Source organism: Nostoc sp. 'Peltigera membranacea cyanobiont' 232, assembly GCF_002245985.1.
In the GTDB taxonomy this organism is placed as follows: domain Bacteria; phylum Cyanobacteriota; class Cyanobacteriia; order Cyanobacteriales; family Nostocaceae; genus Nostoc.
Genome location: NZ_NOLK01000092.1, coordinates 17,169 through 30,774, shown reverse-complemented (window position 1 = coordinate 30,774; position 13,606 = coordinate 17,169). Strand labels below are relative to the sequence as shown.

General features: G+C 39.1%; 10 protein-coding genes. 4 read left to right on the top strand and 6 right to left on the bottom strand.

Annotated elements, in window-relative coordinates:
• Positions 1–1,902 (top strand): M23 family peptidase (locus CDG79_RS25560; RefSeq protein WP_317616607.1); only part of this gene is annotated, 1,902 nt, incomplete at its 5' end.
• 3 nt (positions 1,903–1,905) lie between these two features.
• Complete coding sequence (locus tag CDG79_RS25555) at positions 1,906–2,634, top strand: hypothetical protein (RefSeq protein WP_094344629.1); 729 nt, start codon at positions 1,906–1,908, stop codon at positions 2,632–2,634.
• 298 nt (positions 2,635–2,932) lie between these two features.
• On the opposite strand, the gene CDG79_RS25550 is transcribed toward CDG79_RS25555, so the two are convergent.
• Positions 2,933–4,027, bottom strand: coding sequence for a DUF5895 domain-containing protein (locus tag CDG79_RS25550; protein ID WP_094344628.1), 1,095 nt, complete (start codon positions 4,025–4,027; stop codon positions 2,933–2,935).
• 180 nt (positions 4,028–4,207) lie between these two features.
• On the opposite strand from CDG79_RS25550, the gene CDG79_RS25545 reads away from it, so the two are divergent.
• Positions 4,208–4,441, top strand: a complete 234-nt coding sequence (locus tag CDG79_RS25545) for a hypothetical protein (protein WP_094344627.1) — start codon at positions 4,208–4,210, stop codon at positions 4,439–4,441.
• A gap of 127 nt (positions 4,442–4,568) precedes the next feature.
• The gene (locus CDG79_RS25540) at positions 4,569–6,431 is read left to right on the top strand and encodes a type IV secretory system conjugative DNA transfer family protein (protein ID WP_094344626.1); all 1,863 of its coding nucleotides are present in this window, start codon (positions 4,569–4,571) and stop codon (positions 6,429–6,431) included.
• A gap of 160 nt (positions 6,432–6,591) precedes the next feature.
• Here CDG79_RS25540 and CDG79_RS25535 read toward each other — a convergent pair whose 3' ends face one another.
• The 5 genes from CDG79_RS25535 to CDG79_RS25515 all read right to left on the bottom strand — a co-directional run bounded on the left by CDG79_RS25535 (position 6,592) and on the right by CDG79_RS25515 (position 13,507).
• Positions 6,592–10,296, bottom strand: a complete 3,705-nt coding sequence (locus tag CDG79_RS25535) for a helicase-related protein (RefSeq protein WP_094344625.1) — start codon at positions 10,294–10,296, stop codon at positions 6,592–6,594.
• The gene (locus CDG79_RS42760) at positions 10,286–11,938 is read right to left on the bottom strand and encodes a hypothetical protein (RefSeq protein WP_189525128.1); all 1,653 of its coding nucleotides are present in this window, start codon (positions 11,936–11,938) and stop codon (positions 10,286–10,288) included. The genes CDG79_RS25535 and CDG79_RS42760 overlap by 11 nt, the downstream gene beginning before the upstream one ends.
• 48 nt (positions 11,939–11,986) lie before the next feature.
• Positions 11,987–12,730 carry a hypothetical protein gene (locus CDG79_RS25525; RefSeq protein WP_223278319.1) on the bottom strand — a complete coding sequence of 248 codons (744 nt, stop codon included), beginning with the start codon at positions 12,728–12,730 and terminating at the stop codon, positions 11,987–11,989.
• Between the two features lie 187 nt (positions 12,731–12,917).
• Positions 12,918–13,256, bottom strand: coding sequence for a type II toxin-antitoxin system RelE/ParE family toxin (locus CDG79_RS25520; RefSeq protein ID WP_094344623.1), 339 nt, complete (start codon positions 13,254–13,256; stop codon positions 12,918–12,920).
• Complete coding sequence (locus CDG79_RS25515; RefSeq protein ID WP_094333544.1) at positions 13,253–13,507, bottom strand: hypothetical protein; 255 nt, start codon at positions 13,505–13,507, stop codon at positions 13,253–13,255. The genes CDG79_RS25520 and CDG79_RS25515 overlap by 4 nt, the downstream gene beginning before the upstream one ends.
• Positions 13,508–13,606 lie beyond the last annotated feature (99 nt).

Below are 13,606 nucleotides of genomic sequence, written 5' to 3'. Positions count from 1 at the left end.
GCACAAGCTACAATCAACACAATTGGTGATGGCAATTTACCGACTCGAATTGTAGAAGTTGCAAATCCTCAGTCTCGACTACCTGCTACTAAAGTTTTGCTGCCAGACTGGAGCCGCATTTCTCTGGGCCAGCTACCAGGTATCAGTCAATCCGGTGCAATTGATGGCAGTCCCTACAGCCAGACACTGGGTTATGACCTGAGTCGCACTTGGAATGTGGGTATGACTCCTGACCAATATTTGAAGTTAGGAGATATCAGTGAAGCATTACAGGCAGAGGAGTTTTCTTTGCAGGCGATCCAGGCGATCGCTCTCCGCACAGAACCAGAGGCGAACACAGACATTAACAGTATAGATTTAAACAAAATTGCCTTGAGTGAATTTCCTCTGATTGGGGAGCAGACATTGAGCCATCTAGCTCAGGTTGTTCCAGAATTAGCTAAGACACAAGTAAACAATATTACACCTGTTGCAACCTTACTAAAATCTCACTTAATTACTGCATCTAATTTAACACTAGCTCAGGTACTAACACAGTATGAAGTTGGGCAAATGAAGCTGGGACAAATCGACTTGTCAGAGTTTTCTATTTCTTCAATTCCTAACTTAGATGCAGTACAGCTACAACAATTTACAGGTTGGATGAATAGCAATGTTTCGGATATTCCTGGTTTGGGACAAGTACCCTTAGGATCAATGCCTAATCCCATCACTGAAATTGGTAGCTTGGTAATGCGGATTGATGTAGTTTATGGCCCAACAGAAAACCGCCGTAACAATACAATTTCTGGTTCAGACGTGCAAGGGTTTTCTGTGCCTTGTACTGAAAAAGACTGCGCCTATTTAGAATTGGATGATTTGGAGAATACAGGTCGTCAGGAACGCGGTAAGTTAGAAGGTAAACAGTGGATTTCCGGTAAATACCAAGAAGTCGAGGGCGGGCGGGGTATCCTGAAAGCAGTGAATAACGGTCGGGAACCAACAGGACGGCTACCGTTTGGTAAAGCTTTTAAGGTGGTGGTAATGGAGCCGGATGAAACTAGTGATACGGTAGATACGGCTTTGTTCTTTCGGTTCTGTGCTTGGCGAATGGGTTGTACACCTTACTTTATCGGGCCTGTTCCTTTTTTCAGCTACAAGGTTAACTCCCTGATATTTGTAGGCAATTTGAGTGAACAGAGGACAAATACCGCGTCTTTACCAACTGGAGCGACAAGAGAGCCTAAAGCTAGCATTACCAACGGTACTGGAGTAAGAGAGAAGATTAATCCATGCACGTTTAGTAATGGTAGTCAATCGATAACAAGTCAATCATTGTCCGGTATTGATTTGCGATCGCTCTCAAATGCGATCGCGGAAATTGAGAGCGCTGGTAGCGGGGATTACAAAGCAGTTGGCATACATACCTGTGCGGATGGGGGGTTAAATTGTGGTCGCGCTCTCGGTCGCTACCAGTTCATGAGTTATAACCCTTATGCAGTGCAGTTAATTGCTGTCAAGCCTGGAGGTCAAGAGTTTCTGAGTCAAGTGGAGCAAGGGCATCAACCAACAGAGGCTGAACTATTTGAGTTTTTTCCTCCAGCTGACCAAGATAGGGCGTTTATGGCTGATATGGCTAACAAAATTCAAGTGACACAAGAGCAAATCGATCCGGCTACAGGACAGCCATTTACGGGCGAACGTCTAATTGAACGAGTGGCTCAAAAGCATTTTGGTGGTGATTACAGCAAAGTTGATGGAAATGGCTCAGATGCCCTCGGTCGCCTCAGCCTCAAAGATTACGGCAAAACTGCTTTAGCTAGTTATCGCAACAGTAATAGCGATAATGGAACGCTGACCTGTTCTCCCAATGTAAATTCTAGCTACATCAGCACTGCTAAAAATACTGAAAATGGGAGGTAGACTATGACAGATTTATCTAAAACTTCTATTACCTCAGCCCATGAGATAAAAGAAATACTGGATACTGAGCTGCATTCAAAAATACACCTTGGGGAAACAGGGGAAGGAAAGGGAGTTTATTCTTCTTCCGCCTCCTCTACTCAGTCTCAACCACTGAAGACAACTGCATATCAATTACCAGCACCGACTATGAGAGTACGCTACTGGGTTCATTGGTTTCGCATTGGTTTGGGCATCTTTTTGTTGCTGTCGATTCTCATGAGCTTAGGGGGCTGTAGCTTAAATGCGGCAGCCGTTACTTGGAACAAAGCTGCTAATGTTGTGTCTGCAACAGTCGTTGAACAGGTGATTGTAGAAAATACAGAGTTAAATTCCAAAGTATCTGCTAAAAATATACTGGCTTGGAGTGTGGAAGGAAAAGACGGCAGGTTCGCAGTTTTCAACTTGAATACGCCTGATGTCTGTGGTGCTTTGGGATGTCTGTATACTGGTTACTGGCTCAGAAAGGACAAACCAATTACTCAGGTATTCTTGAGTTACTTGAATTCCAATCTGCCACCAGGTAAGCATTTGTTAGAAGTGGGAGAGAACCGAGGTCAGGCATTACCGTGCATTAAGGTACTGCAAACCGAGCAAGAGCAGCTACGCCAATTGAATTTTTGTTTCAATGGCACTGTCTATCAACTTGCTGATAGTCAGCTTTTCATTAATAGTAAAAATTCCCAAAGTTGATAACTTGAAATCTAGAAGAAAACTCTGCCATAGTCATTGCTGCTACGGCAGGGTATTTTCATCTAAAACCTCTAGGAAATTCCCATTAAATCGGTATCTAGGTCAGTGGTGGATGAAGAGTGCTGTACATGGATAGCGGGGCGTTTAGCCCGTGCTGAGTTAAAACTTGGCCGCCCACAAGTGGATGCCGTGCGGGGCATATATCAAGTACATAAGTACTGAGTGACTTTTGATTTACTCAGAACTCAGCACTGAGTAGTGGGTAGTTTACCAGCACAGACGCTATAGTTGCATTGGACTATTCCTCATCATCTTCCTCCTCAAAATCATCATCGTCTAACTCAGCTTCCAAATCGTCGGTTTCATCGAGGAAGTCGTCATCATCAATAAGTTGAATTTTGCGAGGTGGCTTGGTCGCTGGTTTGGATTTACGAACGCTTTGAGTTTTGTTCCTATTTTTATTTGGTGGTAATACTTCCACGTCTACAGACACCGATTCTCCTGGTAAAGCAGGTAGAGATTGAGGTTCATTAAAACCAGCGATCGCATCATGTTGTTGCCAAATGAGGGCTTTAGCTATGGGCTGACCCAAATAAAATTGAGACAGATTTTCAACGGTGGGTTTAGTGTAGGCTACAGTTTTGCAACAGTTATGTTTATTTTTACCTTCACCTTCTTTAATTGCTCTAAACTCAACTTCTAGTACACCTAAACTCCGCCATTTATCACTTTTACCACTAAATGGCACTTGGAAATAATCAGCAAAGGTTTTTTCTAATGAACGGTAAAACTCCTCACGTACTGATTTAAAACTCCAAAGAGCTACATTTTTGAACCGGACAACAACAGGAGTAGTATGTAATGGTTGATTCTGGTCATCAAGAAACATGATTGCGTGTTCAGAACACACATCCATTGTTTTCTTGTCAAGGTTATGTTTGTATTCATCATAAAGCCCAACAAAAGAACCACCCAAATCTTCAACATCTGATTTATAACGGATATACTCTGGTACAAAAGCTAAAACTAGTAACCGTGCTTGAGTAATTAAGAGTCCAGTAACATCTTCAGTTAGGGTGACAATAGTTAGGTCGTTTTCATCAGGTATATCAAGCCAGCCAGCCTTTTCTAGCTGATCTTCTGGAATTAGAAGTCCGGCGGGTTTGTCATTAACGACAATGCCGTAAGGCAGTAATGGTCGTCTAACTTGGTTATAACTGTCGCTGAGAAGTTCTGGGTCAATATCGTCAATATCAAGGTCTGACAATTGAGTGTTAGGAGCTTTAGATTTAGCTGCTTGAGCTTTGGTATTAGCTTTGGGATTATCAGCAGCAGTTTTGGCAGTAGATTGATTGGAGCGATTAGAGTTGTTTGAAACCCTAGATTTAACCATTGGAGTACATAAATATGATTGCCCAACGCATGAGGCGTTAGCCTCAAAACTTATTTACCAATCGTTGCTTATGAGGCAATTACTCTCCACCACAGATTTAAATTACGCCATAAAATAAAGTATCTTGAATGCTAATTTACAGACTAGCGAAATATATATGAGGATGACAGGAGGTTAATCATGAAATTATCACCATTATATGTGCAATGGGAGCAAGAGGCTCAAAAGCAAGGGCAATGTATGGTTGTAGAAAATTTACTAACAGTTCGATTTGGTACGCTAGATGAACAATTAGCCACAATTATTCAGCCTATTCTAGAGCTACCTTCACAAGAGTATGCTTCTTTAATGTTGCACTTATCGAATCTCTCCCGTGAGGATTTATTGGCGAAGTTTAACAGCAACCATTCATAAAGGTGTTATGTATCTGACACTCCTCTAGAAATAGAGTTTCTAACACCTCTAAAAAAATGTCCATAAGGTCAATACTTTAGCTTTCACTTAGCAGCTAAAATTTCTGCTAAATGCATACTTCACTGCTATGAACATTTACCAGAAAAATCTACCACACAACCAGATCACTGCTAACTCAACATTAATTGAAGTCTCATCCTTCCAAGCACAAGAGGCTAGCATTGACTTTGGCAAGTTGTTTCAACAGTATAACAATCCCCAAGGTTGGATGATGGTAGGTGGAATACTGTTCGTTATACTGTTGTTGCAAATCAGTGGTAGTGGTAAGGGAAAAATTACCACTGGTAAAGTCTCCGGTATTAGCGAGAAACTAGCAGCAACTAACCTAGCACTCAAGCAAATCAAGGAGTGCAAACACAATAAAGTTACCCTGTGGTCTGGAACTCCTCGCTATTGGGTAAAAGGTAAATGGCGAACGCTAATTACTAATCTGCAAACAATGTTAGGTGCATCTCCTACAGTTTGGTTTCCCAATGCCGAAAGGGGAACACTGGTAATAGGTGCGCCTGGGTCTGGTAAAACCTACTCAACCATAGACCGGATGTTAGAAAGTGCGATGCAGCAAGGTTTTCCGATTTTACTCTACGACAAGAAGGGCGACCAACTACGACTCCATGCACCCCTAGCTGCACGTTATGGCTATAAAGTACGAGTATTTGCCCCCGGTGAACCCTTTAGCGGTGTGATCAATCCTTTGGATTATATGCGTGATGAACGCGATGGGGTAATGGCAGGAGAAATTGGGCAAGTGATTAACCGCAATGCTTCCAGTGGTGGTAAAAGTGATGAGTTCTTTGCTAAAGCCGGGGACTTGTTAGCTAAAGCACTTTTACAGTTAGTCAAAGGTTCACCTTACCCAGATATGGCGATGCTTTATGCTGTGCTGCGGTTGCCAAAACTTGTACAGCGCCTTGACCATGCGGTACAGTCCAAAAGGTTGGATGAATGGGTGGCGACTTCATTTATTCAATTTTTGAGTGCCAAGGATGCAGAGAAGACTATTTCGGGGATTTTGACCACAGCAGCAGGTACTTTCTCATCTTTCATCCAAGCTGATTTGTTGAGGGCATTTATTGGGAAATCGGATATTCCCACTAAGCTTGAAGGTAGAGAGATGGTGGTGTTCAAGCTAGATGATGAACGCCGCAGTGTGGTTGGGCCTCTGCTGGCGGCTGCAATGCACTTGATGATTGTTGGAAATTTGAGCCGTCCCCGCAAAGATCCGTTGATTATTTCTTTGGATGAATTACCATCAATTAAGCTAGACCGTTTACCTCAATGGATTAATGAATATCGTTCCAATGGTGCCTGCTTTATTCTGGGTATCCAAAGTTTAGAGCAACTTTACGATATTTATGGAGATAAGATGGGGAGTGCGATCGCTTCTGCTTGCAGTACCCATGTCTTGTTTAATCCTGGTAATTACAAAACGGCTGAGGATTACTCTAAACGCTACGGTGAGAAGGAAGTGCTGATTAAAAATCGTACCACAGGGCGATCGCTTGGCGGACAAATGAGCCGTTCAATTAGCTGGAGTGAGAATTTACAAAAAATGCCTGTAATCAGTGCTGACGAAATTTTGAAATTTCCTCAAGGTAAGTGCGTAATTACCAGTCCTGGTTATAGTTCCGAGGGACAAGCTTCTATTCCTTATCCTTTAATTATTCCCGTGTCCAAAGCCGATGAAAAACGGGCGCATGATAGTGAAGCTCTTTGGGATACACAAGTTAAACCTGCTTTAGAAAGTCAGGTGATAATTCCTGATATTAAAACGCTAACACAAGCATTACATGAACGGATTGAGTCAGCAGCGCGGATGTTGCCATTACCAGAGGAAGATGTAGCACCTGCACAGGAGTCTAGTAGCAGTGAAACTGATGTTTTAGAAAATTTTCCTAACCGAGTTTATCAAACACCAGGATTGCAGTAAATCTTGACAATGCTCTTGTTAGCAAAGCTGACTTTTGACGGGATGGGGAAAAAGGAACTGGTTCGTGTATTTATTGATCGCATGATTGCGATCAGCCGCTGTGGGCGACGGACAATAATTTTACTGGTGGAGTAGCCAAAACTATCTAACTCAATCTTACTTATTGTGAGAGAATTAAATTGAGAATATTCATTTCTTTCGATTGAAATATTTGATTTTCATTAAATAAGCTTTTTCTCAATTTATCCATCACAGCACTATTAAAGACTACATAGGGAATATTTTTATAATTAGAGTCAATTGGCAAAATATTGTATGCTAAAGCCAGTGTATAAACATACTTAGCCAAAATATCTCTGAAAGATAGATTAGATACTATTCTCTCATTTTCAAAATAATCTTCAAAAGCGTGGAATGAGATAAAGGTCTGTATAGGCAAGGCGTAATAACGCTCTGATGAACGTGAAGTCTGACTTAGTTTTTGAGAACGTTCTAACTCACTAAAAAGTGTTCTTGCTAAGTCTATTAGGGAATAAGCAGCACTAGTAATTTGTTTTGGATACTTCCCAGATTTGACCAAAAGTCCAAGCTTCTTGATAAAGTCTTCATTCCGCTCAGGGTCAATAATTTTTTCTAAATCGATATAATTGGTTTCCTTTACCAACTTTTCTGATAACGGTACAATTAGTAAACTTCCTCTGACATATGTTTGCTCAATCGGTGGAAGATTAAGTAATTTATCAAGACTAGTCTCCATTTGTGATAAAACGTAAAAGCCTATTGAAAAATAGGATACTTCTTGATTTTCCGAGAATGATTCTTTTTGAAAATAAGGAATAATTTCGGTTTTTTGAACAGAAAGCAATTCATATAAAGTATGCTCGATATCTCGTAACAAGCTATCTTCAGGTTGCTTTTTAAACTCCTTACGGATTTCTCTTAATAAAGTAGCCAATGAGCCAATAAAGGTTTCTCCCGCTTGGCTAATTGATTTACCACCAATAGGAATAATAACATATCCCTCTCTACCTATTTGTCCTGAACCCACAATTCTGGTCATAATAGAGGCTTTGAGAATAATCAGAATATTTAGTACATTCAAGCAAGCCTCTTGCAATGAAAGATTTGCAAGTTTTTCAGATTCATCAGCACTTAAACGGTTTCCGTCCTCATCAAGTTTTTTAGGGTAATATATTGCTTTATCAGATAAGTAAAAAGTCAAATTTTTATCGCCTTTATCTAGTTCACCTCCTCTTCCTCGGTAAATTACTTGTATTATTTCCATTAAGTTTTGCTCAATTTGGAAACCAGGAATTTGTACCAGAATATATTTAGTATTAGGGAAAGACAAGCCACGAGATGCTGAAGCAGTCATAAAGACTACTTTTATTTGTTCTTGATTTTGATATCTCTGAATCTCAGCTTCTTCCCTATCTGACAAACTAGCGTGTATTTCCAAATACTCTTGATATAGCTTAAAGCTCGGTCTTTCTTTGGAAATATTAGTAATTAATTGCTTAAGGCTATCTTTATTTTGAATATAAACTATAATTTGACCATCATTAGCTTTCAGTAGCTTCAAAATATCACTTTTTATTTTTTCAGCAACATTAGCATCTAACTTGAAATTGTCATCTGCAACTTTTTCTGAGTTTAATGATTGTATAAACACTTCATAATTAATGGTCAGCTTGTCAGCAGGATAGGAATTTGCATTAATTAGAGTTGCCGGCTTACTTAAAAAATCAAATTCTTCAATTGATAAACATTGACCCATAGAATCTGCAACTTGCCTAACAAATATTTTGTCCCCTTGAACCTGGTTGTTAGCAAGATGACTGTTAACTACGTCTTGTATTGTCAGTGATGCGTCAGCAGTAATTACCTTTATATTAAAGCCATATTCAGGATTTAATAAATCATATTCTTCAATAAACTCTAAAATGCCATGCAAAAAAGCTACTCCTTCTTGGGAACCAGTAATTTCGTCAATCATAATGAAAATATTTTTCATACGATTAGCGATTGCTTTCATCCTGTTTTTGATAATTCCAGGTGGCTTGCTTGAGGAATTATAAGCACTGCTAAATATTCTACTGAAATGCTTTAAAGTATTACCGTAGCGAGTTTCCTTAAGTGATTGAATTGACGCAGTAGCAACAATATTGTTAGGTAAATCAGGATTAATAATACAGGTGTGAATCGCTTCACATAAACTTGCTAAGACTCCAACTTGGTTACGTCTCTCCACTTGTATCAAGTTATCTGCATATCTAACCAATTCACTTGAAAGCTCAAATGGATTGTCTTTTAAAGTATTAGCATCTAAGAATTGAACCTGTCCTATTAAATGATTTCCGTGAAGTTTATTGCTATGGTATTCAACAGCATAGCGCCCTTTTGCATAATCAATTATTCTTTTGTTTGTATTAATACAAATCAAATTATCGTCAAATAATTTTAGGTCTGGTTTTTCTCTAAACTTCTCGATAATATCCCTGTTTACCTGAATACGAGGACTGATATATATCAGGAGCGAACCTTCATTTAGCTGTTTAATAATTTGCTTTGCAACTGCTGTAGTTTTACCAATTCCGGGATTTCCGGTCAAAAACAGAAATGCTATTCTAGAATCTGTAAGCGCCCGATGTATTAACTCTGCATGAGCATCTCTGAATTTTGTTTTTGTTATTTGTAGGGATTGCTTTACTGATTCAGGTACAATACCAGCCGTATTAAAGAAGTGTTTTTCCGCCTCAAATACTTCAATATTTTGGATGTGGCTTATTGTATCCTTTTTGGCTTCAACTATATCTTTAACGAACCTTCTACCATCCTGAAAGTTTCTAGCCGCGTTGCTTTTAATAACTTCAAGTACTTTGCTGCGGCTCTCATTAATATCTTTGAAACTTTTATCTTTGTAGATTTTGTAACAAGTTTTTAATATTTCCAGGCTATCTTGACCATCATCTTTTTCTTTAGTGAGGGTAATGCCATTAATCATCCTGTCACTATACCCAAAACAGTTAAACTTCACTGGGTCAGTGGAGGATATTTTACCTGATGATAGTAAAAATTTATAAAAGCTCCAGGCGTAACTACAGGCTTGGATAACCTTAACAGCTTCTTTATCTTTCGTCTTGAAAGCAGAGAAGTATTGCACCAATTCCTTGGAGTAAATCTCGTTAAACTTATTGTCCTTATCGCTACTATTACCAGTATCTATACCAAGTCCACAAAAGCTAGATTTGGAGCGCACATAGTTCAACTCGGTACGCAATGAATCTTGTAAAGTTTGGATATTATTTAAGTCAGTTACAGAATTAATAGCTGAAGTGGTAAAGGTGGATAGGTCTACAGTCAAGATTCGATATTTACCCAAATACCGAGTCAATAAGAGGGTATCAGCTTTCAGAAATTCACCAGTGTCTTTGTAGCGAATAATATCTACATTTTCAAATCCCTGGCTCTCCAAAATTTCTTTGTAGCAAACTATTTCATCTCTGTCTAAAATACCAAAGGAGTTGTCACCATAGAAGTCACACTGAAAATAAAGAATTTCTATTTTGCTTTTATTACGCCAGCCAGTTGCTTCTATATACTCTCTAATAAAGCTATAGCCAGAAGTCCAGCCTTTTTGAATAAACAACTTTACCCAGTCTCCTATAATCTCTTTATGAGATTTATCTATATAATTCTTGGTAATAGCTTGTTGTATTTTATGTAAATATAAACTACTTAACGGTTTTAGATAAACATCGTCGTAGGAATGTTGAAACTTGGAGTGTTGAAAATAAGTTAGGATGCCGATATTAAAGCTTATTTCAAATACCCGACCTAAATTAATGCCTAAATCATCTGCCATAAAGCGCACTCCTGATGCTAGTCAAAAAGGCTAGGTTATTAAATTTCACGTTTCTATTTGAATAAGTGTAAGTAGAGATTGTACCGATACCTTCATCTCCAATTAGCTTACTGTAAGGATTCAGCTTAAATGCTATATTTCGGTTAACTTCATATCTAGAAAAATGAAATAAAGTAATGTACTGCACAATAGCTTGTTGCAAAGGTGAATTTTTATCCAGAAGACCTGCCATAATATCTCTGGTATCAGCAACATCATAAATATTTAATAAAGTGCTATAACAAACTACACTATTAAAAATAGTGCGCTGTTCGTCTACAGAACGTCCTGTAAAAAGGTTAAGAAATACTCTAGTTTGTTGGCTTTTATCTTTAGATAACTTTTCTAATTCTTCAGTATCAGGAATGTAAAAAGAATCAACTGTTCCGCGAGTAAAATTTAGGGCAGGATAAGTATCCATAAATATTGGATACAGCTTAATATCTGGTTTGCCATGTTTAAGATACTGGACTACACTCTGAGACATAAAGAATAATGAATCTGGGTCGGATTCCAATTTAGTTATACCCAAGCTTCTACTATATGGAGCCTTGGCTATATATAAAAAATGTTGATACCCTTGCTGGTAAAGCTTGCTAATTTCATCTTTAATAATCTCTGGCTGCGTATATATTTTCGAGTGTGGTTGATTATCAGCAAACGTTTTGATAGTTTCAATTTTTACTGCTGTATCAGATACTTTATTAATGACAATGATTTCACCATAGATATTAGAAATTCTGGCTGTTTTGTCTTTCTCATCCCAAACAGCATCACTCAACCAGCTAGAAACTAATTTGATACCATTAATCAGCAAACTATTATTTAGCTTAGGTTTAGGTGCTGATGCGGGAGTTTCATACTTTAAATTTGGTCGGATAAAAGAAATACCCTTGCCAGTCAGGGTATCTCCGATGACTAAATCTCCACCCAAACTAGGAATAGGCAATGCCAAGTAGGGAGCATAAAGCATAAAGTTTAAACTTGCTATTTTCATTAGTAATGAATCCCACTCCCAGCCTGTTAAACTGATGGCATAATTGGACATTTCCAATGCTAATCTTCCTGTACCCAGTGCTGGTTCATATATATGAAATGGTGCTATTGCAGCAGAACTGTCAACTGCTGCAATAGCCATTGTCCTGGCTGTCCAAGTAGGAGTAGGATAGAATTTAGCTGTTGATTGTCCGTAACGATTAGCAGCCAACAAATGACCGAAGTAATCGAAGGGACAAGAAATCAAAAGCTTCAGTTCCAGTTCTTGAATAAGACGATTACTCGCACTGTTACATCCCTCTGGCTCATGAGGCAATTTAGCAATGCTGGGATGCCCTAGACCATAAAGTAACCAATCAGTGAAATAGGGAATAAATCTGGAAGGACTGCCACATCCACCTTTAGGAATAGATTGCAGACAGCTTGAGAGCATCTGTAAAACTTGAGGATGTCCTAAGTCTAAAAACTCAGTTTGTGGTATTTCTTTAGGCAGTTCTCCAGTTTCCATTGTCCATCGCCATTGCTCCCACCTACCTTGATATTCATCATCTAATTTCAGTAGTTTTGACAATAGCCATCCATGTTCAACAGTTGATTTGAGTACCATTGGTGTTATCTGTAATAAGCATTTGCCAATGGCAGAGGCATTAGCCTCTTAAATCTTGACTTCTGGAATACCTTCTAAATTGACCATTGACGATAACTCAGGAATGACTATGTTTGATTGTGATTTTTCATCTTGAGGTTTAGTCAGTAGTTTAATTAACCATTTTTCAGTCTGCATCTGATCCTTTTTATTCCAGCGTACATCTAATCTTTGGGCTGGTCTAACAGGATGTAATGCTAAAACTACGAGTTGTATTTGGTTAGGATTAACTGAGTATTGTCTAGCCGTAGTCCACAACTTTACCCGGTCTTGCCAGCTTAAATATGGATGGCGTATAGCCCATTCATAAAGCCTGGGAATACCTTGCTTAAATGCTATATTTGTTAATACTTGAATAAAGTGCTTGTCGTCATTAATTGCAAGAGGTGCAATAACTGGATTATCGACTAATAACTTTTTCCGAGATTGAAAAATTTCCGGTGCAAGTTCTTGTGTTTGAGAAACCCACTGAGCAATTTGAGGATAGGCATTTAATAAAGGTTCTACAGTCAGTCCTAAAAATAGTTGTCTCATCACCAAAGAGAAGTTATCTGCAACTATAGAGTCAAAGGCAGAGCGATTTGGATGAAATTTTTGACTGGGGAATAGGAGTTGTTGCTGTGTTTTAGTAATTTGTTGAATATCGGCAAGATTAATTACTGGCATGGTGGAGAGAATATAACATCTCTCCCATGCAGCGGTAAGCTGCAAATTAATTATACGTACAGCCAAGATACAAGAATTAGCTGTCATTTCCAATTCGCAATTCGCAATTCGCAATTAATAATACCCCACGCATGAATGCGGGGGCTTGAATATTGATACTACGTGTTTTGTTTCTTTTCATAATTGAAATTAGGGGCTTGTACCCTAAATGAATCAATTATCAATTACGTCCGCAATTGCGAATTGCGAACTGCGAATTGTTCGGTCAATATGATCAATCCTCTACTTCCGGCTCACCAATTGTCTTCTGTGCGCCATGACGAATATGGAGAATTCTCACCGTTGGAACAGGCTGATCTTCAAGAACCGTAAATAGAATACGATAGGTTTGCTTTCCTTGCCCGTAAAGAAGCTGACGAATTTCTTGACTAAAGAAGGCATCCTCTCGAGCGATTGGACAGCGCCGAGGCATTTCTTGCAGAGAGACGATTGCTTTAATCAGCCCTTGATACCAGAGTTGGGCGCGTTCATCTGTGGTAAACTGAGAAAAACTTAAGAATGCGGCATCCGCTTCGGCTTTCGCAATGCTAGAGAAATCAATGCGGTACGTCATGCTTCAAGAGACAATCCATATTTCTGATTTTGTTCAGCAATGAAGTCCTCTAAACTCGAAAATTGTCCTTGCTCAAAATCATCAAGCCCACGTTGGATTCCCTTTAAAGCCTCAAAAAAATCTTGATCGTCCAAACTCAGTCCTAAAGTCAGCACCGCTAGCGCCATTTGCGAAATATCTTGTCCAGTACTTTCAGCACGCTGTCGCAGCAGTGCCTCAACTTTCGGTGGCAGATCAAGTGTAATGGACATTGTGAGTTTTACCTCAGTGATACTGGTTTTATTATAGCGATGCCCTTCTCTACGAGACGCTGCGGCACCTCATAGATTGGGTAAAGCGGACTGCTCAAG

Bases quoted from the DNA above. Each gene is read 5' to 3' on its own strand.
- CDG79_RS25540 (WP_094344626.1), top strand. From the start codon at position 4,569: ATGAACATTTACCAGAAAAATCTACCACACAACCAGATCACTGCTAAC.
- CDG79_RS25535 (WP_094344625.1), bottom strand. From the start codon at position 10,296: ATGGCAGATGATTTAGGCATTAATTTAGGTCGGGTATTTGAAATAAGC.
- CDG79_RS42760 (WP_189525128.1), bottom strand. From the start codon at position 11,938: ATGGTACTCAAATCAACTGTTGAACATGGATGGCTATTGTCAAAACTA.
- CDG79_RS25550 (WP_094344628.1), bottom strand. From the start codon at position 4,027: ATGGTTAAATCTAGGGTTTCAAACAACTCTAATCGCTCCAATCAATCT.
- CDG79_RS25545 (WP_094344627.1), top strand. From the start codon at position 4,208: ATGAAATTATCACCATTATATGTGCAATGGGAGCAAGAGGCTCAAAAG.
- CDG79_RS25555 (WP_094344629.1), top strand. From the start codon at position 1,906: ATGACAGATTTATCTAAAACTTCTATTACCTCAGCCCATGAGATAAAA.
- CDG79_RS25515 (WP_094333544.1), bottom strand. From the start codon at position 13,507: ATGTCCATTACACTTGATCTGCCACCGAAAGTTGAGGCACTGCTGCGA.
- CDG79_RS25525 (WP_223278319.1), bottom strand. From the start codon at position 12,730: ATGACAGCTAATTCTTGTATCTTGGCTGTACGTATAATTAATTTGCAG.
- CDG79_RS25520 (WP_094344623.1), bottom strand. From the start codon at position 13,256: ATGACGTACCGCATTGATTTCTCTAGCATTGCGAAAGCCGAAGCGGAT.